Source organism: Pseudomonas sp. S2_E01 (assembly GCF_054668365.1).
The window spans coordinates 2614181-2637934 of the sequence record NZ_CP162762.1; the positions used below are offsets into that span (position 1 = coordinate 2614181).

Here is a 23754-nt window from a genome sequence, read left to right on the forward strand (position 1 = left end):
CATTTCCCGGCTTTACAGAATTCGGTAAAGCAACCGCTCGATCCGCACCCTGCTCACCCGCTTGAGAAACTTCGCCACCCCTGCCGGGTACTCCGGCAGGGTCTCCAGCGCCTGGTAGCGCTCGATCCGGGTGGTGTGCTGGAAAATCTCCCCCAATTCCTTGCGTCGCGGTTCCAGCAATTCACCTTTGGGGTCGTCGATCAGCAAGGCGTTCTCCAGGTCGAGGCGGAACGCTCGTGGGTTGATGTTGTTGCCGGTCAGCAAGGTGTAACGCTGATCGACCCACATGCCCTTCAGGTGATAGGTATTATCGCCGTCCTTCCACAAATGCAAGTTCAACTGGCCGCTGTCGATGCTGCGGTGATGGCGCTTGGCGAATCGTCGCAGGCTGATCTCGTACAGGTAAGGCAGCGCCGCGATCACCCTGAATGGCTCGCTCGGCGGGATGTAAAAGTCGTTGGCGGTCTTGTCGCCGACCACGATATCGATTTTCACCCCTCGTGCCAGCGCCCGGTTGATTTCCCGGGTGACCGCCAGCGGCAGGTTGAAATACGGCGTGCAGATGGTCAGTTGATGTTGGGCGCTGGCGATCAGTTCACAGATCACCCGGCTCAATGGGTTGTTCTTGCCGACGCCCAGCAGCGGGCTGACGGTCAAACCCGTTTTGTCCGTATTGCCAGACGTGGTGTCGTACGCGGCGTATTTGAGTCGACTGCGCAGATCGCCAATGTCTTTGCGCAAGCTGCGGGTGGTGGGCAGGTTGGGCAAGTCCAGGCGATGGACGGCTTTGGATGCCACCAGGCCGTGCTCGATCAAGTGCTGCATCGAGTCGGCGAGCGCGCGGTTATTGAGCAGGTGATAGCGGTCGTAACGGTACTTGTCGAACTTGTGCAGGTACACGTTATTGAGGCTCGCGCCGCTGTAGATCACACAATCGTCAATCACGAACCCTTTCAAGTGCAGCACGCCAAACAGCTCGCGGGTCTGCACTGGCACCCCGTATACCGGCACCACGCTTTTGTGGGTGCGGGTCATTTCCTGGTACCACGCCGAGTTCCCCGGCTGCTTGCCCGCGCCGATCAAGCCACGCTGGGCGCGCAGCCAATCCACCACCACAACCACATCCAGTTCTGGACGGGCCAGTTTCGCGGCGTGCAGGGCATCGAGAATTTCCTGACCCGCTTCGTCCTGCTGCAAGTACAGCGCGACGATGTAGATGCGCTGGGTGGCGGCGGCGATTTTTTCCAGCAGGCAACGGCGGAACTCGGCAGCGCCAGACAGGAAGGACACAGACTCGGCGGTCAGCGGGAAACTGCGCAGTTTTGGCAGCAGGGAGCGTTTGAAAAGCGACGGCATAAGACTCGCAATGGGTCGAATTCACAGAATGAGAGAGCTTACACCAAGGAGGGGCTGGGGTCTTGTGGGTGTCTGCTCTGGCGCCATCGCGGGCAAGCCCGCTCCAACGGTGTGGAACGCGCTCCCTGTAGGAGCGGGCTTGCCCGCGATGAGGCCCGCACAAATAAAACCAAATAATATTTGACCAAGGAGAACGATCGTTCTACTGTGTACCCATGAACGAAATCACTAGCAACGACACACGCGACATCATTCTGGACGTCACCGAAAAGTTGATCTACAAAAGTGGCATCGCTGCCACCGGCATGGATCTCCTGGTGAAAACCGCCGGCGTCTCCAGAAAGAGCATCTACCGTTACTTCGCCAACAAGGAGGAGCTGGTCGTCGCCGCCCTGCAACGGCGCGACGAACGCTGGATGCACTGGTACAGAACGGCTGTCGACCAGGCCCCGACGCCGGCCGACCGCCTGCTCAACCTGTTTACCGTGCTCGGCACCTGGTTCGCATCCGAAGGTTTCCGCGGCTGTGCATTCATCAACACCAGTGGCGAAACCGGCGACCCGCAAGACCCGGTGCGCCTGGTGGCAAAAGAACACAAACAGAAACTGCTCGACTACGTGTGCGAGCTGTGTACCGCACATGGTGCAACCGATCCGGAGACGCAAGCCAAACAGCTGCTGCTCTTGATCGACGGCGCCATTACCCTCGCGCTGGTCATGGGTGATCTCAGTGCCGCCGATAATGCGCAATGCATGGCGCGAAAGTTATTGGACCTGTAACGCTTTAACCAAGCCCGACAACTTGCTTTAACTGACTTTCAATTAGGAGCACAGAAATGTCCAATGCTGAAGTTCGTCCGCCGTTGCCGCCGTTCACCCGTGAATCGGCCATCGAGAAAGTTCGCCTGGCCGAAGACGGCTGGAACTCCCGCGACCCGGCGCGCGTGTCCCTGGCCTACACACTCGATACCAAATGGCGTAACCGCGCCGAATTCGCCTACAACCGCGAAGAAGCCAAGGCCTTCCTGACCCGCAAATGGGCCAAGGAACTGGACTACCGCCTGATCAAGGAACTCTGGGCCTTCACCGACAACCGCATCGCCGTGCGCTACGCCTATGAATGGCATGACGACTCGGGCAACTGGTTCCGTTCCTACGGCAACGAAAACTGGGAGTTCGACGAGAACGGCCTGATGGCCCACCGCTTCGCCTGCGTCAACGACATGCCGATCAAGGAAAGCGAGCGCAAATTCCACTGGCCGCTGGGTCGTCGCCCGGATGATCACGCCGGGTTGTCTGAGTTGGGCCTGTAAGCGATATAAACTGTGGGAGATTCTATGTTGCCCGACAAGTTTGAATTCTCAAGCTGACAGGTATTCGCTCTGATTTTTCATCAGGGCGAATGCCACTCGGCAGAGCTTTCGGGCCAAAGCTACCAAGGCCTGGGTTTTCGAGAAGCCTCTGACCAGATATGCCTCGTAAAACGGCTTCCATTTGGCCGAGCGACACGCCGCCATTGCCGCGTTGTAAGCCAAACGACGCACCTCCGGATCCCCTTTTTTGGTCAGGGATCGCAGCCCATTTTTCTTGCCGGAGTCATCGACCGCCAAGTCCATCCCTAGAAACGCGATGAATGCATCGCCGTTCGCAAAATCTCCCCGTATATAGGTCGCCGCCAACCCCGTTGCAGTTAGCTCTCCAACGCCTTCTATGGCTTTGCAGCGCTCGATATTTTCCTCAATTCCTGCCTCCTTACTGACCTTGCGCAGCAGTTTCTGGATAGCCTGATCTGCCTGCTTGAATGCCTTCTGTTGAGCGGTTTGTAGCTTTTTCAACAGAGGTTCACTGGTCCAACTCAACATCAGCCCAGTATGGTTCTTGATCAGCGTTGCCCGCCTGTGAAGAAGGCTCTTCAGTGTGCTGTAGGCTTTGGGCGGCGGGGTCCAGATCCGCAATTTGCTTTGTTCGCTCTCCAGGTAACGCGCCAGCAAGCGTGCATCGCAGGGATCATTCTTGGCTCTTTGACCGACTCCACGGCGGTAATGGCTCACACGATAAGCATCCACTACGTAGACCTGGTGGCCCATTTCGTGAGCCAGCTCGACCGTGTCCAAGTGGTAAATGTTGGTGGCTTCAAGTGCTATGGCACTTTGAGCTGGCAGCGTTTTAAGCCAACGTTTGAGGGCTGCTCGCTCGTTTTTAATGGATTCAAGGGTTTGCTGATCAGCGCGGTAGACAACGATCTCGGCCTTGGCGACATCGATACCGACAACCGTTTGCGAAGTAAGGATTGTCATAACAAATCCTCGGAGCTAGGGTTTAGGTGCTTGTTGGGGTCTACCGTTGCGCTGGCTTGTCTCTATCGTCGGTTAACCGATGAATTCCTTATCGGCGCTTTGGGTAGAAGGGGTGGGAGGAGAAGTCTCCCACGGTCTGTACTGGTCAGAGTCAGAATCGAGTCTGTAGTCCCACCCCACCCCTTCAAGTCTAAACATACAAGCGAGCCTGCTCGCGATGAGGGTGTGCCCGTCGCGAATACTGTGACTGACACTCCGCTATCGCGAGCAGGCTCGCTTCCACATTGGATGCATTGACGATCAGGCCACTTCAGTTTGTTTCACTTGCGCCTCCAGTTCCCGCACCAACGGCAACACGCGCCGCCCGAAATACTCCACCTCCTCCTGAAAATGCAGGAACCCCGCCAATACCAGATCCACTCCCACCGCTTTTAATGCCACGATCCTCTCGGCAATCTGCTCAGGCGTGCCAATCAGGTTGGTTTTGAAGCCATCGTTGTATTGCACCAGGTCTTCGAAAGTCGATTTCGCCCAGTTCCCCTCGCCCTCCGGCGACGCCCTGCCCGCTTGCTTTGCCGCATCGCCAAAAGCGTTTACCGCTTCCGGGTCGGCCTGATCGATGATCTGCGCGAGTACCGCGCGGGCTTCTTCCTCGGTGTCGCGGGCGATGACAAAAGCGTTCACGCCGATTTTCACCGAGTGATGGTTGGCCGCTGCTTTACGGCGGATGTCGTCGACCTGCACCTTGATGCCCTCCGGGGTGTTGCCGTTGGTGAAATACCAGTCCGACACCCGCGCGGCCATGTCCCGTGCAGCACGTGAGCTGCCGCCCTGGAAGATTTCCGGTTGGCCCAAAGGCTTGGGCTTGAGGCTGTAGTTGTCGAAACGATAGAAGTCACCGCGAAAAGTGAAGTTGTCCTGGCTCCAGATCCCCTTGAGTGAGCGAATGAACTCTTCGGAACGGCGATAACGTTCATCGTGCTCCAGCCAGTGTTCACCGATGGCCTGGAATTCGCCCTTGAACCAGCCGCTGACGATGTTCACCGCAATGCGGCCGTTGGTCAGCTGGTCGATGGTCGCCAGTTGTTTCGCCGCCAGGGCGGGTTGCCATGGCCCGGGCAGGATCGCGGCAATCACTTTGAGCGTTGTCGTCGCTCCCAGCAACGCGTGACTGAACGCAACCGACTCATGTTGATACTCCGCACCGTAACCGGCCGTGAAGCGAATCTGCGTCAGGGCATATTCAAATCCCGCCGCCTCGGCCAGTTGCGCCAGCTTGCGGTTGTAGTCGATGCCCCAGTGGGTGCGTTGCTCGATCTTGCTGACCACCAGCCCACCGCTGACGTTCGGCACCCAGTAGGCAAATTTGACGGCTTGCTGACTCATTGGCATGTCCTCGGGACGTTGGGGTGTGCCAAGGGGTAGAGCAGCAAGTGTGCCACCGAGGATTACGCCCCCTGTAGGAGCGAGCTTGCTCGCGATGGACGTCAACGATGATGCGGACTGCCTGCGAGCCAGCGGTGCCTGGTCCACCATCGCGAGCAAGCTCGCTCCTACAGGGGGGCTGTGGTGTGTCAGGTCAAATTGTGTTGCGGGTGTTGGTGTAGCAACAGTTACAGGCGATTTATTACGTCCACCCCTTGTAAACCCCGGCCCTCTGCACCCGGCATGGACCCTGCAATCCCCCTTGGCATCCACTGCCGATCCAAGGAGCTGTCCCCATGACCGAACACCAGATCATCAACCCGCTGTCCGTTGGCAGCGACTACGAAAGCCTGGCCGCGCGGTTTCGGCCGATCTTCCACCGCATCGCCGCCGGTGCGGTCGAGCGCGAGCAGTCCCGCAGCCTGCCGCACGAGCCGATTCAGTGGCTCAAGGAAGCCGGGTTTGGCGCCGTGCGGGTGCCGACTGAATACGGGGGCGGCGGTGCCTCCTTGCCGCAGTTGTTTGAATTGCTGATCGAACTGGCCGAGGCCGATTCCAATGTGCCGCAAGCCCTGCGCGGACATTTCGCCTTTGCCGAGGACCGCCTTAACGCAACGCCCGGGCCGGCCCGGGACCTCTGGTTCAAACGTTTCGTCGAAGGTGACATCGTCGGTTGCGCCTGGACCGAAATCGGCAATGTGACCATCGGCGACGTCATGACCAAGGTCTCGCCCCAAGGCGACGGCTGGCGACTCAATGGCGAGAAGTTCTACAGTACCGGCAGCCTGTTTTCCGACTGGATCGACGTCTATGCCCAGCGCAGCGACACCGGCGGGGACGTGATCGCGGCCGTCCGCACGCGCCAGCCAGGCATCGTGCAGAGCGATGACTGGGACGGTTTCGGCCAGCGCACGACCGGCAGTGGCACTTCGCGGTTTGTGGATGCCGAGGTCGACGCAGACAACATCATCGACTTCGCCACACGCTTCAAATACCAGACGGCGTTCTATCAATTGGTGCTGCTCGCCACCCTGGCCGGCATCGGTCGTGCGGCACTGCGCGATGTGGCGCAGCAGGTCCGTACCCGCAAACGTATTTACAGCCATGGCAATGCCCCGCGTGTCAGTGATGACCCGCAGGTCCAGCAAGTGGTGGGTGAAGTGGCAGCGCTGGTGTACGCCGCCGAGGCCAGCGCCTTGAAAGCCGCGCAGCCGGCGCAACGAGCCTACCTGGCGCGGTTTTCGGGGAATGAAGCGCAGGAACGCGCGGCCAATGTCGATGCGGAACTCGAATCGGCCAAAGCGCAGGTGGTGGTCTCGGAGTTGATTCAGCGGGCCACCAGCGAGCTGTTCAATGCGCTGGGGGCTTCGGACATCCGCGAAGGCAAATCCCTGGATCGTCACTGGCGCAATGCGCGCACGGTGTCCTCGCATAACCCGGTGATCTACAAGGCCAGGATAGTCGGGGATTGGGCGATCAACGGGACCGAGCCGCCGTATGTGTGGCAGATTGGCAATGGGCCCACCACAAAATGATATAACCAACCCCTGTAGGAGCGAGCACGCTCGCGATGGTCGCCAACGATAACGCTGGCAGCCTGACACCCAGCGGTGTCCCGGCCTCCATCGCGAGCATGCTCGCTCCTACAGGTCGCCGCAATCTTTGGATACAGGTAACATATCGGCCCTTCCCCGCAGCCCATTGCTGCACCCTGCCGAATTAAGCCGATTCCATGCCTTTCGAACTCAGCGTTGACCTCACCACACTCGCCATTCTGGCCATCGTCGCTTTCATTGCCGGTTTCATCGACGCCATTGCCGGCGGTGGCGGGCTGTTGACCACGCCAGCGTTGCTGACCGCTGGCCTACCGCCGCATCTGGTGCTGGGGACCAACAAACTCAGTTCGACCTTCGGCTCGGCCACCGCCAGTTTCACCTTCTATCGGCGCAAGCTGTTTCATCCCCGTCAATGGACGCACGCCATCGTCGGCACCCTGATCGGTGCGCTGACGGGCGCCGTCGTTGCTCATTACCTGCCTGCCGAATGGTTGAACAAGATGCTGCCGGTGATCGTCTTTGCCTGTGGCATCTACCTGTTGTTCGGCGGCACGCCAAAAGCGCCGCTGGATGCCAACGCGCCGATCAAGAAGAAATGGCAGTCGACCCAAGGCTTCAGTCTCGGGTTCTACGACGGCGTGGCCGGTCCTGGCACGGGCGCATTCTGGACCGTCAGCAGCCTGCTGATGTACCCCATCGATCTGGTCAAGGCCAGTGGCGTGGCGCGCAGCATGAACTTCGTCAGCAACATCGCGGCGCTGTCGGTGTTTGTCTTTTCCGGGCAGGTGGACTGGATCATTGGCCTGAGCATGGGCCTGTCGGTGATGGTCGGTGCATTCTTTGGCGCCCGATCCGCCATCAGCGGCGGCGCCAAGTTCATTCGCCCGGTGTTCATCACCGTGGTGCTGGGCCTGACGGTGCGCCTAGCCTGGCAGCACTGGTTCAGCGTGGCCTAAACGGCGCGCCACATAGACGTCGATCAGGTAACGGGCAATCGAGCGTGACGCCGGCAACGGCGGCAGCTCGTGGACATTGAACCACTGGGCGTCCTCGATCTCGTCTTCCTGACAGACAATCTCGCCCCCGGCGTACTCGGCGTGGAAGCCCAGCATCATCGAATGCGGGAACGGCCAGCACTGGCTACCCATGTACTGGATGTTCTTCACCTCGATGCGCACTTCCTCGCGCACCTCGCGAATCAGGCAGTCCTCGGCCGACTCCCCCGGTTCGGCAAACCCTGCCAGCGTACTGTAGACCCCGGTGACAAAGCGCGGTGAGCGAGCCAGCAGGATTTCATCGCCGCGGGTGATCAGCACGATCATGCTCGGGGAAATACGCGGGTAATACCGCAAATCGCAAGGTTCGCAGTACATCGCCCTTTCCAGGCTGACCTGCCGCGTGGCCTGTCCGCAATTGCCGCAAAAGCGGTGTTCACGGGCCCAAGTGCCGATCTGCGCCGCATAGCCGAGCACCTTATAGATCACGTGGTCGCCATCGAGCATGAACGCCCGCAGGCCTTTCCAGTTGCAACCCGGCACATCAGCGCTGCTACGCAGCTCCAGCAGGTAGACGGGTTCGCCGTCCAGATGGCCGATGCCATGCTCGGCGATCAGCGACAGGTCCTGGCGCTTGAGCCATTCGCGCGGGAACAGTGCGCCATTGTCATCGAACAAAAAGCCTTCAGGGCTGCGCGCAACCGCCCAGCCGCCCGGTTGATCGGTGTCCAGTACTGCGGTGGTCCAGCGTGAAATCATTGTCAATCAATCCAGAAATTCGGGTTTCTGTTTGCTCATGTGGGCGGCCATGGCCACGCGCAAATCGTTGGATTGCAGCATGGCGGCGTTCCACGTGGCGACGTATTCGAGGCCGTCGTCGATGCGGTGATCGCGCATGTAGCTGATCATTTCCTTGGTACCGCTGATCGCAATCGGCGACTTGCTGGCGATCTCTCGAGCAATGTCCATGACGCCGTCCAGCAGGCTGGCGGCATCAGCGTAGACGCGGTTGACCAGGCCAATGCTGCGCGCTTCCTCGGCGCCGAATGAGCGACCAGTGTAAGCCAGTTCACGCAGCATGCCGTCACCGATGATCCGCGGCAAGCGTTGGAGCGTACCGACGTCGGCAGCCATGCCGATGTCGATCTCCTTGATCGAGAACTGCGCATCCTCGGCGGCGTAGCGCATGTCGCAGGCTGCGATCAGGTCGATGGCCCCGCCCAGGCAGTAACCCTGGATAGCGGCGAGCACCGGCTTGCGGCAGTTGTCCACGGCATTGAAGGACGCCTGCAACGCCAGGATCTTGCGGCGCAGCAGGCGCGCATTGCGGCCCACATCCTTGCTCAGCTCGTTGGCGACCCCCGCCAGCATCATCAGGTCGATGCCCGAGGAAAAGTGTTTGCCGGCACCGCTGAGCACCACCACGCGCACCTCGTCGGTGTCATCGACCCACTGGAAAATATCGATGATTTCGCTCCAGAAAGCGGCGTTCATCGAATTGATCTTTTCCGGGCGATTGATTTGCACGTGGGCAATGTTATCGACCAGCTCGACGGCGAACGCGCTGTATTGGGACATGGCGGTGATCCTTTTTAACCGGGCAAAAATGAGGTCCGAACTATAACAAGGCAGTCCGGGTGACCGTCAGGCAGCGGTTCAGCCAAAAGCGGGACCTGCGCGCGCACCACCTCAGTGCACATAGCGTTGCGGACATTGCACATTGATGTGACGACGCGGTGACTTTTTGGGGCCTTTTCCGGGAAAAACGTGCACTTCGTCGGAACTTTCAGATCACCTTTCGGGACGTCCGTACCGCTTTGGACCGATTGTCGAACAATTTTGCTATCCGCGATTCACCGCTCTAAGTTCTGGCCTAGACTCATTTTCTCGTAGCAAAACCGGTCGGTCACAAAGCGCAAAAATAATCGAAACTTTTGCTGAGCGTGATCGGTCATCTGACAGGTAGGCGCGTTGCGACTGGTGCATTCCTTGCAGCGTCCACTCCAGCCAATCTGCTTGATCGCACGGCCAGAACCTTTGGTTGATGCGGTTTGCGTTTGCGCCTGGCCACAGGATTTGGCCTCGAAACACCGTTTGCCAGATTTGAAACAGATCAACGACACGGGAGATTCAGATGATAAGTGCGGCATTGGATATTCAGGGAGAGCGTGCTCATCAGCCGGTCGGGGAATCGAGCGCATTAAGCACCCAAGGTGCCCAGCCCATCAGCGTTACTGGCAGCCGGACAATGACGCCGGTGCCCCGTCAGAATCCCAACCGAAAGCGCGTACTGTTTGTGACCTCGGAAATTGCCGATCTGGTGAAAACCGGCGGCCTGGGCGACGTTTCCGCAGCACTGCCGCGGGCGATGGCCCACTTGCACGATGTCCGGGTGCTGATCCCCGGTTACCCTCAGGTGCTGCACAGCGAAAACCCGATTCACATCATCGGCGAACTGGGCGGGCACGCCGCATTGCCTCCCTGCAAGATCGGGCGCATGGACATGCCCGACGGACTGGTTATCTACGTGTTGATCTGCCCTGAACTCTATGAGCGTGAAGGCTCGCCCTATGGCGCCAACAATGGTCGCGACTGGCCGGACAACCATATCCGTTTCGCCCGGCTGGGCTTGGCCGCCGCCGATATCGCCGCCAACCTGGCGCAGATTCACTGGTGCCCGGACCTCGTCCACGCACATGACTGGCCTGCCGGCCTGGCTCCCGCTTATATGCACTGGCGCGGGCAACGCACACCGACCCTGTTTACCATTCACAACCTGGCCTACCAGGGCGTCATCAGCCTCGGTTCCTGCCCTGAGCTGGGTATTCCGGACCATGCCCTGCAACAGGAAGGCATGGAGTTCTACGGCAAGATGTCGTTCCTCAAGGCCGGCATGGCCTATTCAAGCCATATCACCACGGTCAGCGCCACCTACGCCCAGGAAATCACCACCCCGGCGTTCGGCTGCGGCCTGGACGGTTTCCTCGCCTCCAAGACTCAGCAGGGCCTGCTCAGTGGCATTCCCAACGGCATCGACGAAAGCTGGGACGCTGCCACCGATTCGCACCTGTTCCGCCCGTTCGCCATCGGCGACTGGGAAGGCAAGGCCGTCAACGCCGCCCATGTCCGTGAGCTGTTCGGCCTGGATGATTCACAAGGCCCACTGTTTGCGGTGGTCTCCCGCCTGGTCTACCAGAAAGGCCTGGACCTGACCGAAGCGGTATCCGAGTACATCGTCAAATCCGGAGGGCAGATCGCGATCATCGGTCGCGGCGAGCCGGAAGAAGAACAGGCCATGCGCGAACTGGCCCTGCGCTTCCCAGGGCGGATTGGCGTTCGCATCGGTTTCAATGAAACCGATGCTCGGCGCATGTTCGCCGGCAGCGACTTCCTGCTGATGCCTTCGCGTTACGAACCTTGCGGCTTGAGCCAGATGTACGCCCAACGCTTCGGTTCGTTGCCGGTGGCACGCAATACCGGCGGCCTGGCCGACACCATCGAAAACGGTGTGACCGGTTTCCTGTTCGACGAATCCACGGTTGAAAGCTACCAGGAGGCCCTGAGCCGCGCGTTCAAGGTGTTCGAATTTCCAGACCTGCTCAATGCCATGCGCTGCCGCGCCATGGCGGCACCGTTCAACTGGAGCAAAGCCGTCGAACCTTATGCGGATCTCTATGAGCAACTGGTCGTGAAGGCCTTGGGGAAATCGCACAAACAATAAGAGGTTTTTGGTAATGCCGTTACGGACCCTTGAAACCTGGCCCCACGGCGCAATCATGCTGGACGCAGAACACACGCGTTTTGCCTTGTGGGCGCCTGATGCGTTTTTTGTCAGTGTCGAATTGGAAAATGGACAATCCTTACCGCTGCTGCCTCAGGCTGATGGCTGGTTCGTGATCAAGACCCGCTGCAAGGCTGGCACCCGCTACCGCTTCAATATTGATGGAGAGATCAGTGTCCCGGACCCGGCATCCCGGGCGCAGGATGGCGATATCACCGGGCACAGCATCGTGGTCGACCCCTTGGCCCATGCGTGGCAGAACACTCACTGGCTGGGACGCCCATGGAACGAAGCGGTGATTTACGAACTGCACGTCGGTGCGCTGGGCGGCTTCAGTGGTGTGGAAGAACATCTGGCACGACTGGTGGACCTGGGCATTACTGCCATCGAGCTGATGCCCATCGCGCAATTTCCGGGAGATCGCAACTGGGGCTACGACGGGGTCCTGCCCTACGCGCCCCAGGCGTCCTATGGGACACCTGAACAACTCAAGCATCTGATCGACACCGCGCACGGCCATGGCCTGTCGGTGATTCTCGACGTGGTCTACAACCACTTCGGCCCCGACGGCAATTATCTGCATCGGTACGCCAAGGGCTTCTTCAATGAAGACAAACACACGCCCTGGGGCGCGGCGATCGATTTTCGCCGGCGCGAGGTGCGCGATTTCTTCATCGACAATGCCTTGATGTGGTTGCTCGAGTACCGCTTCGACGGGCTGCGCTTTGATGCGGTGCATGCCATCGAAAGCCCGGACTTTCTCCAGGAACTGGCGCAACAGGTGCGTGAACACGTCGATCCTGCGCGGCATGTGTGGCTGACGGTCGAGAACGAACACAACCAGGCCAGCCTGCTGGAGCAAGGCTACAACGCGCAGTGGAATGACGACGGCCATAACGCCCTGCATGTGTTGCTGACCGGGGAAACAGATGCGTACTACGCCGATTATGCCGACCATCCCACCGAACAACTGGCTCGCTGCCTGAGTCAGGGTTTTGTGTTCCAGGGACACATCAATCGCCATGGCGAAGCCCGCGGCGAATCAAGTGGCCACCTGCCACCCAGCGCATTCGTGCTGTTCCTGCAAAACCATGACCAGATCGGCAACCGTGCGTTTGGCGAGCGCTTGCACCAGTTGGCGCATCCCGACGCCTTGAAAGCCGCCACCGCACTGTTGTTGCTTTCACCGATGATCCCCTTGATGTTCATGGGCGACGAGTTCGCCGCCGAGCAACCCTTTTTGTTTTTCACCAGCCACCACGGTGAATTGGCCAAGCTGGTGCGCGAAGGGAGACGTAACGAGTTCGCGGCGTTCAGCGCGTTCGCCGACCCTCACAAGCGTGAGCAGATTCCCGATCCGAATGCGCCACAGACCTTCGAGGCATCACGCCCTCGAATGACTGACGTCCCCCCTCGGACATCCAGCTTTTGTATCGGCGCCTGCTTGGGCTGCGCCGTGAGCACCTGATGCAGCACCTGCCCGGCACCCAGGCCCTGGGCGCGGACGTGCTCGCTCCCGGAGCCGTTTCGGCACGTTGGCGGCTCGGTAATGGCAGCCTGCTGCGAATCGACCTGAACCTCAGCGACCGGCCCGTAGTCCACACCCCACAGGCCGACGCTGCGCTGCTGTTCGAACACCCTGCGCAATCCGCCGACCTGCTGGATCGGGGCACGCTGGCCCCTTATTGCGCGCTCGTCAGCCTCTCGGCTGCAGCCCAACCCCCGGATGGAGAGCGCCCATGAGCGATGCACAACTGGAAATACTCGCCACCCACGCCGGCTTGGCGGTGGACTGGATCGACGCCAACGGTCGCGCGCAAAAAGTCGCCCCGGCGGTTTTGCGCAACGTGTTGACGAGCCTGGGCCACCCGGCCGGCACCGCCCAGGAGATTGACGCCAGCCTGCTCGAATTGCAGCAGGTGCAACAGACGCGGCAGTTGCCGCCTTTACTGACGGTCGACTGTGGCGCCGGGCTCGACCTGTCGCACTACTTCGATCCTGAAACGCCTTGCGAAATCCACCTGGAGGACGGCGCCCGACTTAATCTGAAACTGAACGCCGAAGCGGTATTGCCTGGCCTGATTCCGGTGGGCTATCAGCACGTCGAAATCGATGGCCAGTCGTTTACGCTCGCCGTAGCCCCCAACCGTTGCTACAGCGTCGGCGATGCCGTGGATAACCCGATCCCCCGTGCCTGGGGACTTAGCGTGCAGTTGTACTCCCTGCGTCGCCCCGGCGATGGTGGCTTCGGCGATACCCAGGCCTTGGAAGATCTCGTGCGTGTGGCTGGCGAGCGAGGTGCCGACGCCGTGGCGATCAGCCCGCTGCACGCGATGTTCAGCAGCGACACCCAGCGCTACAGCCCGTATTCACCCTCCAGCCGCCTGTTCCTCAACAGCCTCTATGCCGCGCCGGGTGCAATCCTGGGCGAACGTGCGCTGCGCGCAGCCATCGACAGCACCGGCCTGGCGGCGGACCTCAAGCACCTTGAAGAACTGCCGTTGATCGATTGGCCGGTGGCCGCTGAAATCAAGCAGCGATTGTTACAGGCGTTGTACGAAAGTTTCGTCCACGGTGAACATCCGCTGCATGCCGATTTCAGCAGCTTTCGGCATGCGGCCGGTGAGGCCCTGGAGAACCATTGCCGCTTCGAGGCGATCCAGGAAATCCGCGCGGCCAGGGGCGAGTCGCTGGATTGGCGCGACTGGCCGCAGCAATGGCGTGACCCACGAAGTGAAGCACTGGCAGCGTTCGCCGAAGAAAATGCCGGGCGCATCGGGTACTTCGCATTCTGCCAGTGGTTGATCGCCCGTTGCCTGGAGCGCGCGCAAGCGGCGGCTCGCAGCAGCGGCATGAGGATCGGCTTGATCGCCGACCTGGCAGTCGGTGCCGACGGTGGCGGCAGCCAAGCCTGGAGCCGCCAGGACGAATTGCTGGCGTCCCTCACCGTTGGCGCGCCACCCGACATTCTCAATCGCCAGGGCCAGGGCTGGGGGATATCCGCATTTTCGCCCGAGGGCCTCGTGCGCAACGGTTTCCGTGCGTTCATCGAAATGCTGCGGGCCAACTTCGCCCATGCGGGGGGCCTGCGCATCGATCATGTGATGGGATTGCAACGGCTCTGGGTGATCCCCAACGGGGCATCGCCTGCCGACGGTGCCTACCTCTATTACCCGTTTGACGACATGCTGCGCTTGCTGGCGCTCGAATCCCATCGGCACCAGGCCATCGTCACGGGCGAAGACCTCGGCACCGTACCGGAAGGGCTGCGGGAAAAACTCACCGACCGATCCATTTTGGGCATGCGCGTGATGCTGTTCGAACAGGATAACGCCCATTTCAAGCCGATTCTCGACTGGCCCGACAGCGCGCTGGCCACCACCAGCACCCATGACTTGCCGACGCTCAATGGCTGGTGGCACGGCCGTGACATTGACTGGAGCTCGCGCCTCGGACTGATCGACGGCCAGGGCGAAATCGAATGGCGCCAGCACCGCGAACGCGAACGTGAAGGCTTGCGCCGGGTGCTGAGCGAGGACCCGCAGAACTTTCGCGAAGAACACAACGAAACCGACCAGGTGCTGGACGCGGCCATTCGCTTCCTTGGCCATACCCGCGCCCCCCTGGTTCTTTTGCCATTGGAGGATGCTTTGGGCATCGAACAACAAGCCAACCTTCCCGGCACCGTCAACACCCATCCGAACTGGTCCCGGCGCCTGCCCGGCATCAGCGAGGCGCTGCTGGACGGCGATGACGCCGCCCGCCGCCTCGAACTGCTCGCCTGTGCACGTCTTCAGGCTGCCGAGCGTGACCGATGAGCCAGCCCGATATCCAACCGTTGCGCGCGACGTTACGCCTGCAATTTCATAAAGGTTTCACTCTGGATCAAGCGGTCCCACTGGTGCCCTACTTCGCCAGCCTCGGCATCAGCCATATTTATGCTTCGCCTCTGCTGAGCGCTCGCGCCGGGTCGATGCATGGCTATGACGTGGTGGACCCGACCAGCGTCAACCCGGAACTGGGCGGGGAAGCGGCACTGCGGCGCCTGGTCGATGCCCTGCACGCTCACGACATGGGCCTGGTCCTCGATATCGTGTCCAATCACATGGCCGTCGGCGGCAGCGATAATCCCTGGTGGCTGGACCTGCTGGCGTGGGGACGCCTAAGCCCCTACAGCGAATTTTTCGACATCCAATGGCATTCGCCTGACCCCTTGATGGAAGGCCAATTGCTGCTGCCGTTCCTGGGCAGTGACTACGGAGTGGCGTTGCAGGAAGGGACCCTGCCCTTGCGCTTCGATGCCAAGCGGGGCGCATTTTTCGTCGAGCACTATGATCATCATTTTCCGATCTGCCCAACGCATTACGGTGAACTGCTGCGTGCCGATCATGAACAACTCAAGTCACTGGCCGAACGATTCAGCACCTTGAGCTATCAGACCGACGCCCACGGCCTGTCCAAACCGTTGCAGGAGGAGCTGCGCGAGCTCGCCAGGGAACCTGCCGTGCTGCACATCATCGAGCGAAACCTCGAGGCCTACGATTCCCGGACTGCTCAAGGCTTCCAGCGTCTGCATCAATTACTCGAGCAGCAAAGCTATCGCCTCGCCAGTTGGCGCACGGCAGCAGATGACATCAACTGGCGGCGCTTTTTCGACATCAATGAGCTCGGTGGCCTGCGTGTAGAGCGGCCTGCGGTATTCGAAGCGACCCACGCAAAAATCTTCGAATTGATCGCCCAAGGGTTTGTCGATGGCCTGCGCATCGATCACATCGACGGCCTGGCTGACCCGAGAGGTTATTGCCGAAAATTGCGACGTCGGGTCGACAGCCTGTCACCGCAGCGGCACTTGCCCATCTACGTCGAGAAGATCCTTGGCGAAGGCGAAAGCCTGCACCGGGACTGGTCGGTGGATGGCACCACCGGTTATGAGTTCATGAATCAATTGTCGTTGTTGCAGCACGATCCCGCCGGAGCCCAAATTCTGGGTGATCTGTGGCAACGCGTCAGCGAACGGCCCGCCGATTTCCTCCAGGAGGCGAAACTGGCGCGTCAGCAAATCCTCAATGGTTCACTGGCCGGCGATTTCGAGAGTGTCGCCCAGGCGCTGCTGCAGGTGGCTCGTGACGACTTGATGACTCGCGACCTGACCCTCGGGGCGATTCGCCGTTCGTTGCAGGCATTGATCGTGCACTTTCCTGTCTACCGGACCTACATCAACGCCGTTGGTCGACCCACGCACGACGAGGTGTTTTTCCAGCGAGCGATGGACGGCGCACGGCAAACCCTGGGCGAAGCCGATTGGCCGGTGCTCGAATGCCTGGCGAGGTGGCTGGGCGGTGAACCCTGGCGCACACGGCCGAGGGGGCGCTCACGCAAAATCATCAAGCATGCTTGCGTGCGCTTTCAGCAACTGACCTCGCCGGCAGCGGCAAAAGCGGTGGAAGACACTGCGTTCTATCGCTCGGCGGTGCTGTTGTCGCGCAATGACGTAGGCTTCAGCACGGAGCAGTTCAGCGCCCCGCCTGCCGATTTCCATGCCGCCTGCCTCGAACGTCAGCAAGTATTTCCCGATAACCTGCTTGCCACTGCCACCCACGACCACAAACGCGGCGAAGACACCCGTGCCCGGTTGGCGGTGTTGAGCGAGCGCAGCGCCTGGTTCGCCGAACAGGTGCCGCTGTGGCAAACGCTCGCGCGGCCGTTGCGCGACGATGACTCGATGCCCTCCGCTGGCGATGAACTGATTTTGTATCAGGCGTTGCTTGGCAGTTGGCCGCTGGACTTGCGCGGTGACGACAGCGCCGGGCTCCAGGACTACTCGCAAAGAGTGTGGCAGTGGCAACAGAAGGCCTTGCGCGAAGCCAAGCTGCAAAGCAGCTGGAGTGCGCCCAACGATTCATACGAACAGGCCTCCCGGCAGTTTCTCGAACGTCTGTTGCTCAGTCCCGAAGGGGAGCTGTTGCGTGCCGCACTGGCCAAGGCCGCGATGGCCATCGCCCTCCCCGGCGCCCTCAACAGTCTGGCGCAAACCTTGCTGCGAATGACCGTGCCGGGCATTCCCGATCTTTACCAGGGCAACGAGTACTGGGACTTCTCGCTGGTGGACCCCGACAACCGTCGACCGGTGGACTACGTGCGTCGCCAACAAAGCCTGGCAAGCCCCGTACCGCTGCCCGAACTGTTGGCGAGCTGGCGCGATGGGCGCATCAAGCAAGCCCTGATTGCGCGCACGTTGCAGTTGCGTGCCGAACATGCCGAGCTGTTTCGTCATGGCACCTATGAGGCGCTGGAAGTGCTTGGCAGCGAAGCCCATCGGGTGCTGGCATTTGTGCGCACAACGGGGAACGAGCGGGCCATTGTGATCGTACCGATCCGTTGCGCCGCGTTGCTGAACAATAGTGCAGAACCGCACATCGACGCGTCGCAGTGGGGCGATACTCGGGTGAGGTTGCCGTTTACCTCACCCGAAGAAAATCTAAAGGGACTTTTTGCAAGCGTCGCAGTCACACACCACAAGGAGCTGATGATTGGTGCTGCGCTGGCGGAATCCCCGGTCAATCTCTTAATCCAATGTTTGAGTTAAGTTCAGGAGCATGGCGATGAGTACCGACGATAAACGCATTCGCGAATTTGCGTATCAGATCTGGGAATCGGAAGGGAAACCCGAGGGCCATGAAGCAAGGCATTGGGAGATGGCCCGAAAACTTGCCGAGGCCGAAGCCCTGGCCCCCAAGAAATCGCCCAAGGCTGCCGGCAGCAAGGCAGCAGGCACCAAGCCGGCCACCACCAAGGTAGCCAACGGCAAGGCGGGCGAGCCGAAAAACCAAGCCAAGGCCAAGCCGGCCGCTGCGGCGAAGGTGATTCCGCCCGGGGAAAAATCCACCGAGAAAAAACCTCGCGCGCCGCGTAAACCGCCCGCGGTCTGACGTTTAACCCGTGAAGCAAGCGTGGCGAGGTCACTCGCCACGGTGGACGAGTTCGTCCCGAAAAAAACCAACCCAACTCTATACCTGTAGGAGCGAGCTTGCTCGCGATGGAGTCACAGGCACCGCAGGGTGTCAGGTATCCAGCGTCATCGTTGGCGACCATCGCGAGCAAGCTCGCTCCTACAGGGATGGCAACATCGCCCTTGCAGGAGCCCCCTATGAGCAGTGCAAAAAAATCCGCGCCAGAACCGCTCGCCGAGCCCTCGCGCATCCGCGAAGGCCTGCCCTTCCCTCTGGGCGCAACCTGGGATGGCCTTGGGGTCAACTTTGCGTTGTTCTCGGCCAACGCCACCAAGGTCGAACTGTGCATCTTCGATGACAGCGGCGAGGTGGAACTGGAACGCATCGAGTTGCCGGAGTACACCGACGAGATCTACCACGGCTACCTTCCGGACGCCCATCCGGGGCTGATCTATGGCTACCGTGTATATGGCCCGTACGACCCGGCCAACGGTCACCGATTCAACCACAACAAATTGCTGATCGACCCCTACGCCAAACAACTGGTCGGTGAGTTGAAATGGTCCGAGGCGCTGTTCGGCTACACCATCGGTCACCCTGACGCCGACCTGAGCTTCGATGAACGCGACAGCGCTCCGTTCGTGCCCAAGTGCAAGGTAATCGACCCCGCCCACACGTGGGGCCACGACCATCGCGTCAGCGTGCCGTGGGACAAGACCATCATCTACGAAACCCACGTGCGCGGCATCAGCATGCGCCATCCCTCCGTGCCGGAAAACGTGCGCGGCACCTTCGCCGGCCTGATGGTCGATGATGTGCTGGAACACATCCGCAAGCTGGGCGTGTCCTCCGTCGAGTTATTGCCCATTCACGCCTTCGTCAATGACCAGCACCTGTTGCACAAGGGCATGACCAACTACTGGGGCTATAACAGCATTGCGTTTTTCGCTCCCGACCCGCGTTACCTGGCCAGCGGCAAGATCGCCGAGTTCAAGGAGATGGTCGCGCACCTGCACGAAGCCAATCTCGAAGTGATCCTCGACGTCGTTTACAACCACACCGCCGAGGGCAACGAACAGGGCCCGACGCTGTCGATGCGCGGCATCGACAATGCCTCTTACTACCGGCTGATGCCTGATGACAAGCGCTTCTACATCAACGATTCAGGAACCGGCAACACCCTGGATCTGAGCCACCCGTGCGTATTGCAGATGGTCACCGATTCGTTGCGCTACTGGGCCTCGGAAATGCACGTCGATGGTTTCCGCTTCGACCTGGCGACCATTCTTGGGCGTTATCACGACGGGTTCGACGAGCGCCACAGTTTCCTCGTCGCCTGCCGCCAGGACCCTGTGCTGCGCCAGGTGAAAATGATCGCAGAGCCTTGGGACTGCGGGCCGGGCGGTTATCAGGTGGGTGGGTTTCCGCCCGGCTGGGTGGAATGGAACGACAAGTTCCGCGACACCGTGCGCGCGTTCTGGAAAGGCGATGACGGCCAACTGGCCGACTTTGCCAGCCGCATGACCGCCTCCGGCGAGATGTTCAATCAGCGAGGCCGCCGTCCGTATTCCTCAGTGAACTTCATCACCGCCCACGACGGTTTTACCCTCAATGACCTGGTGTCGTACAACGACAAGCACAACGAAGCCAACGACGAAAACAACCAGGACGGCAGCAACAACAACTTGTCCTGGAACCATGGCGTCGAAGGCCCGACCGACGATCCCGAGATCAACGCCCTGCGTCATCGCCAGATGCGCAACTTCTTCGCGACCCTGTTGTTGTCCCAGGGCACACCGATGTTGGTGGCCGGTGACGAATTCGCCCGTACCCAGGACGGCAATAACAATGCCTATTGCCAGGACAGCGAGATCGGCTGGGTCAATTGGGACCTGAGCGAAGATGGCAAGGCCCTGCTCAAGTTCGTCAAGCGCCTGATCAAGTTGCGCCTGGCCTACCCGATCCTGCGTCGCGGGCGTTTCCTGGTGGGCAGTTACAACGAGGACATCGGCGTCAAGGACGTGACCTGGCTGGCGCCTGACGGCAACGAGATGTCCATTGAGCAATGGCAGGACGCTCATGGTCGCTGCCTGGGCATGTTGCTCGACGGTCGCGCCCAGGAAACCGGGATTCGTCGCAAGGGTGGCGATGCCACGCTGCTGCTGGTAGTGAACGCCCATCATGACATCGTCAACTTCACCTTGCCGGAGGTGCCTGAAGGCATTTACTGGAGCTGTCTGGTGGATACCAATCAGCCGTCCATCCGCGGCCAGGAGCGCTTCGATTTCGGACACGAATACTCGGTGACCGGCCGTTCTCTGTTGATGTTCGAATTGCAGCGTGAGGAAGATGACTGAGCTTGAGGCATTCCTGCAACGCCAGCCGCGGGACTACCCGGACACAGCGGCATTAGGCCAATGCCTGCGCGCGCTGGTGGAAGTGGGGCTCGATCAGCTGCCGCTGCCAGGCAGCGGACGAACCCTGGAGCGTTTCCAGAGCCTGGCGGCCATCGGCGCCCATGACTTGGGCGTGTGCAAGCTGTATGAAGGCCACACCGACGCCCTGGCGATCATCGAGCAACTGGGAGGCACGGTACCGGCAGGCAGGACTTGGGGCATGTGGGCGGCCGAGCCGCCGAATGCAAGGCTCAGGGTCAGTCGCCAGGGTCAACGCGTCACGCTGCACGGTCGCAAGGCTTGGTGTTCCGGGGCGGCGGTTCTGAGCCATGGATTGGTGACAGCGTGGGATGAACAGGACCGCCAGCAGCTGGTGGCCGTTGCGCTGGACCAACCTGGCGTCACCATCACCGATCAGGGATGGCAGGCCGTCGGGATGGCGACCACGGGTAGCGTGGAAGTGCTGTTTGACGGCGCCGTCGGCGAGGCCATCGGTGACCCCGGTGACTACCTGAGTCGACCGGGTTTCTGGCAAGGCGGAATCGGTATCGCCGCTTGCTGGTACGGCGCGGCCCAAAGCCTCGCGCAGCACCTGCAACAACATTGCGCCGAGCGACAAGAGCCCCATGCGCTCGCCCACCTGGGCGCCGTGGATTGTTCGCTGCAGGCGGCCGCGACGGTGTTGCGCAGCAGCGCATCGAGCCTTGATGCCGCACCGCTGGACAATGCGGAGCGCCTGGCCCGCCGGGCCCGTGCCGTGGTCGAACACGCCGCCGAGCAGGTTATTCAGCATGTCGGCCACGCGCTGGGCGCCGGACCGTATTGCAAGGATCGTCGGTTCGCCCGCCAGAGCGCCGACCTGCCGGTGTTCCTGCGCCAAAGTCACGCCGAACGTGATCTCGCAGCCTTGGGCCAGCTCGTCACCGGGAGCACATGGACGTTATGAAACCTAATCCCATCGTCGGCCAGGGCACGCCCCTGCGTGTGTGGCAAACCTCCAGCCAACTGGCGCAATTGCAGACAATCGATATCCTCGACCTGGTACCCGTCGGTTCTCGCGCAGTGGTCGTGGCGCCGCACCCGGACGATGAAGTGCTCGGTTGCGGTGGCCTGCTGCAACTGCTGGCTGCTGCCGGTCGACCGTTGCAGCTGATTTCGGTCACCGACGGCAGTGCCAGTCACCCCGGCTCCCGACGCTGGCCGGTGGAGCGCCTGAGCGTGATACGTCCGCAGGAGTCGGCAGAAGCGTTGCGTCGACTCGGGTTGCCGTTGCACAACTTGAAATGGCTGCGAGGCGGCTTTGCCGACAGTCAAGTGGCGTCCCGGGAAACCCAATTGACGGACTTCATCGAACGCTACCTGCAACCGGGTGATGTGGTGTTTACCACTTGGCGCGAGGATGGTCATTGTGACCATGAGGCAGTCGGCCGTGCCACGGCTGAGGCGGTTCAGAGGGTGGGGGCGACTGTCTACGAACTGCCGGTCTGGACCTGGCACTGGGCCGAGCCCGAGGATCGCCTGGTGCCCTGGCACCGCGCGCGCAAAATTGTTCTGACGCCGGAACGGGTGGCCCGCAAGCGTCACGCGATCCATGCCTTCGCCAGTCAATTGGAAGGTGATCCACAGATCGGCCTGCCACCCGTCCTGGCGCCCTACGTAATCGACCGTTTGCTGCAACCCTTCGAGGTGGTATTCATATGAGTGTCGAGGATCGGTACTTCGATGGACTCTTCGCTGGCAATGATGATCCCTGGGCGTTTCGGCAGCGGTGGTACGAACGACGCAAGCGCGCAATCACCCTCGCCGCCCTGCCCCGACCCCACTACCGTGCCATTTTCGAACCGGGCTGTGCCAATGGCGAGTTGAGTGCCGAACTGGCCGGTCGTTGTGACCGACTGCTGTGTTGCGACACGGCGACTGCCGCCGTGTCGCTGGCCCGTACGCGCCTGAGTGTGTTCGACCACGCCCAGGTGCAGCAAGGCCGCCTGCCCAGGGACTGGCCGGACGAGCACTTCGACCTGATCGTATTGAGCGAAATCGGTTACTACCTGGATGCACAAGACCTCAAGCGCGTAATCGATCTCGCTGCGCAATCCCTGACCGCCGACGGGCAACTGCTGGCCTGCCATTGGCGCCCGCCGATCGAAGGTTGCCCATTGAACGCTCGGCAGGTGCATGACCTGCTGCACGAACATTCGGGACTGCCACGCCTGGTGCTGCATCAGGAAGCCGATTTCATCCTGGAACTGTGGAGTCGCGAGCCGCGTTCCGTGGCCGCGCTCGAGGGCCTGCGATGATCGGCATCCTGATTCCGGCGCACAACGAGGAAGACTTGCTCGAAGATTGCCTGCGCGCTGCCCTGCGCGCCGCTGAACACGAATGCCTGGGCGATGAGCCGGTCGAGGTGCTGGTCGTGCTCGACAGTTGCACCGATCGCTCCGCGGCGATCGTGCGTGGCTACCCGGTGCATGCCCTGGAGATCTCGGTACGAAACGTTGGCCAGGCCCGCGCCATCGGGGCTCACTTCCTGCTGGACCGCGGCGTGCGCTGGCTCTCCTGCACCGACGCCGACAGCCGGGTGGCGGATGACTGGCTGGTAGCGCAGTTGGCGCTCGATGCCGACGCGGTGTGCGGTACGGTCACCGTGGAGCGGTGGGACTCAGGCTTCGATGAATCGGCGCAAATCCGCTACCACCAACACTACCAGTATCGTGACGGTCACCGGCACATCCACGGGGCCAACCTGGGCATCAGCGCCGAGGCTTACCGGCGTGCCGGCGGCTTTGAACACCTGGCGTGCGATGAAGACGTGCAACTTGTCCGTCAACTGGAGCGCTGCGGTGCGACCATCGCCTGGAGCCAGCGCCCCCAGGTATTGACCAGTGCACGCCTGGACAGTCGCGCTCGCGGCGGGTTCGGCGACTACCTGCGTCAGTTGGCGCAAATTGAGTAAATTAACTGGAACGAACAAGCACGCGACGAATAGTCTGACTTGAGCA

The 23754-nt window shown here is 60.9% G+C and carries 18 protein-coding genes and 1 pseudogene; 14 read left to right on the plus strand and 5 right to left on the minus strand.

Annotated features, from left to right (window positions below; translation table 11 throughout):
* Positions 1 to 12 precede the first annotated feature (12 nt).
* Entirely contained in the window at positions 13 to 1356 is a 1344-nt protein-coding gene (pssA, locus tag AB4O36_RS11910) for a CDP-diacylglycerol--serine O-phosphatidyltransferase (protein WP_460125303.1), read from the minus strand.
* A 215-nt stretch (positions 1357 to 1571) separates the two neighbouring features.
* Here pssA and AB4O36_RS11915 point away from each other — a divergent pair, with 215 nt between their 5' ends.
* Together AB4O36_RS11915 and AB4O36_RS11920 are read left to right on the plus strand one after the other, a co-directional pair.
* Positions 1572 to 2135, plus strand: a complete 564-nt coding sequence (locus AB4O36_RS11915) for a TetR/AcrR family transcriptional regulator (protein ID WP_460141853.1) — start codon at positions 1572 to 1574, stop codon at positions 2133 to 2135.
* Between the two features lie 56 nt (positions 2136 to 2191).
* Positions 2192 to 2668 (plus strand): nuclear transport factor 2 family protein, encoded by a 477-nt coding sequence (locus AB4O36_RS11920; protein WP_460125309.1) that lies wholly within the window; start codon positions 2192 to 2194, stop codon positions 2666 to 2668.
* A 48-nt stretch (positions 2669 to 2716) separates the two neighbouring features.
* Here the strand turns inward: AB4O36_RS11920 and AB4O36_RS11925 are convergent, their stop codons facing one another.
* Together AB4O36_RS11925 and sfnG are read right to left on the minus strand one after the other, a co-directional pair.
* Complete coding sequence (locus AB4O36_RS11925) at positions 2717 to 3652, minus strand: IS110 family transposase (RefSeq protein WP_460121494.1); 936 nt, start codon at positions 3650 to 3652, stop codon at positions 2717 to 2719.
* A 300-nt stretch (positions 3653 to 3952) separates the two neighbouring features.
* The gene (gene sfnG / locus AB4O36_RS11930; RefSeq protein WP_460141854.1) at positions 3953 to 5038 is read right to left on the minus strand and encodes a dimethylsulfone monooxygenase SfnG; all 1086 of its coding nucleotides are present in this window, start codon (positions 5036 to 5038) and stop codon (positions 3953 to 3955) included.
* Positions 5039 to 5373: 335 nt separating this feature from the next.
* On the opposite strand from sfnG, the gene AB4O36_RS11935 reads away from it, so the two are divergent.
* Positions 5374 to 6612 (plus strand): acyl-CoA dehydrogenase family protein, encoded by a 1239-nt coding sequence (locus AB4O36_RS11935; protein WP_460141855.1) that lies wholly within the window; start codon positions 5374 to 5376, stop codon positions 6610 to 6612.
* A gap of 197 nt (positions 6613 to 6809) precedes the next feature.
* On the plus strand, positions 6810 to 7589 hold the full coding sequence (locus AB4O36_RS11940) for a TSUP family transporter (RefSeq protein ID WP_460125319.1): 780 nt from the start codon (positions 6810 to 6812) through the stop codon (positions 7587 to 7589).
* On the opposite strand, the gene nudC is transcribed toward AB4O36_RS11940, so the two are convergent.
* Together nudC and AB4O36_RS11950 are read right to left on the minus strand one after the other, a co-directional pair.
* A complete protein-coding gene (gene nudC / locus AB4O36_RS11945; RefSeq protein WP_460141856.1) occupies positions 7557 to 8387 on the minus strand; it encodes an NAD(+) diphosphatase in 831 nt (276 codons plus the stop codon). The two genes, AB4O36_RS11940 and nudC, sit on opposite strands and share 33 nt — an antisense overlap.
* Positions 8388 to 8393: 6 nt before the next feature.
* Complete coding sequence (locus AB4O36_RS11950) at positions 8394 to 9206, minus strand: crotonase/enoyl-CoA hydratase family protein (RefSeq protein ID WP_460141857.1); 813 nt, start codon at positions 9204 to 9206, stop codon at positions 8394 to 8396.
* Between the two features lie 556 nt (positions 9207 to 9762).
* On the opposite strand from AB4O36_RS11950, the gene glgA reads away from it, so the two are divergent.
* The 10 genes and pseudogenes from glgA (at position 9763) to AB4O36_RS12000 (ending at position 23708) form a co-directional block, all read left to right on the plus strand.
* Positions 9763 to 11349 carry a glycogen synthase GlgA gene (gene glgA / locus AB4O36_RS11955; RefSeq protein WP_460125328.1) on the plus strand — a complete coding sequence of 529 codons (1587 nt, stop codon included), beginning with the start codon at positions 9763 to 9765 and terminating at the stop codon, positions 11347 to 11349.
* 13 nt (positions 11350 to 11362) lie between these two features.
* A pseudogene (treZ, locus tag AB4O36_RS11960) lies at positions 11363 to 13152 on the plus strand (malto-oligosyltrehalose trehalohydrolase).
* Positions 13149 to 15227, plus strand: coding sequence for a 4-alpha-glucanotransferase (gene malQ / locus AB4O36_RS11965; protein ID WP_460125334.1), 2079 nt, complete (start codon positions 13149 to 13151; stop codon positions 15225 to 15227). Before treZ ends, malQ begins: the two are co-directional and overlap by 4 nt.
* Positions 15224 to 17995 (plus strand): malto-oligosyltrehalose synthase, encoded by a 2772-nt coding sequence (locus tag AB4O36_RS11970; RefSeq protein WP_460141858.1) that lies wholly within the window; start codon positions 15224 to 15226, stop codon positions 17993 to 17995. Before malQ ends, AB4O36_RS11970 begins: the two co-directional genes overlap by 4 nt.
* 16 nt (positions 17996 to 18011) lie before the next feature.
* Positions 18012 to 18338, plus strand: a complete 327-nt coding sequence (locus AB4O36_RS11975; RefSeq protein WP_460125339.1) for a DUF2934 domain-containing protein — start codon at positions 18012 to 18014, stop codon at positions 18336 to 18338.
* Positions 18339 to 18556: 218 nt separating this feature from the next.
* On the plus strand, positions 18557 to 20716 hold the full coding sequence (gene glgX, locus AB4O36_RS11980; protein WP_460125342.1) for a glycogen debranching protein GlgX: 2160 nt from the start codon (positions 18557 to 18559) through the stop codon (positions 20714 to 20716).
* Complete coding sequence (locus tag AB4O36_RS11985) at positions 20709 to 21701, plus strand: acyl-CoA dehydrogenase (RefSeq protein ID WP_460141859.1); 993 nt, start codon at positions 20709 to 20711, stop codon at positions 21699 to 21701. Before glgX ends, AB4O36_RS11985 begins: the two co-directional genes overlap by 8 nt.
* Complete coding sequence (locus tag AB4O36_RS11990; RefSeq protein WP_460141860.1) at positions 21698 to 22456, plus strand: PIG-L deacetylase family protein; 759 nt, start codon at positions 21698 to 21700, stop codon at positions 22454 to 22456. The genes AB4O36_RS11985 and AB4O36_RS11990 overlap by 4 nt, the downstream gene beginning before the upstream one ends.
* On the plus strand, positions 22453 to 23052 hold the full coding sequence (locus AB4O36_RS11995; RefSeq protein WP_460125351.1) for an SAM-dependent methyltransferase: 600 nt from the start codon (positions 22453 to 22455) through the stop codon (positions 23050 to 23052). The genes AB4O36_RS11990 and AB4O36_RS11995 overlap by 4 nt, the downstream gene beginning before the upstream one ends.
* Positions 23049 to 23708 (plus strand): glycosyltransferase family 2 protein, encoded by a 660-nt coding sequence (locus AB4O36_RS12000; protein ID WP_460125353.1) that lies wholly within the window; start codon positions 23049 to 23051, stop codon positions 23706 to 23708. The genes AB4O36_RS11995 and AB4O36_RS12000 overlap by 4 nt, the downstream gene beginning before the upstream one ends.
* Positions 23709 to 23754 lie beyond the last annotated feature (46 nt).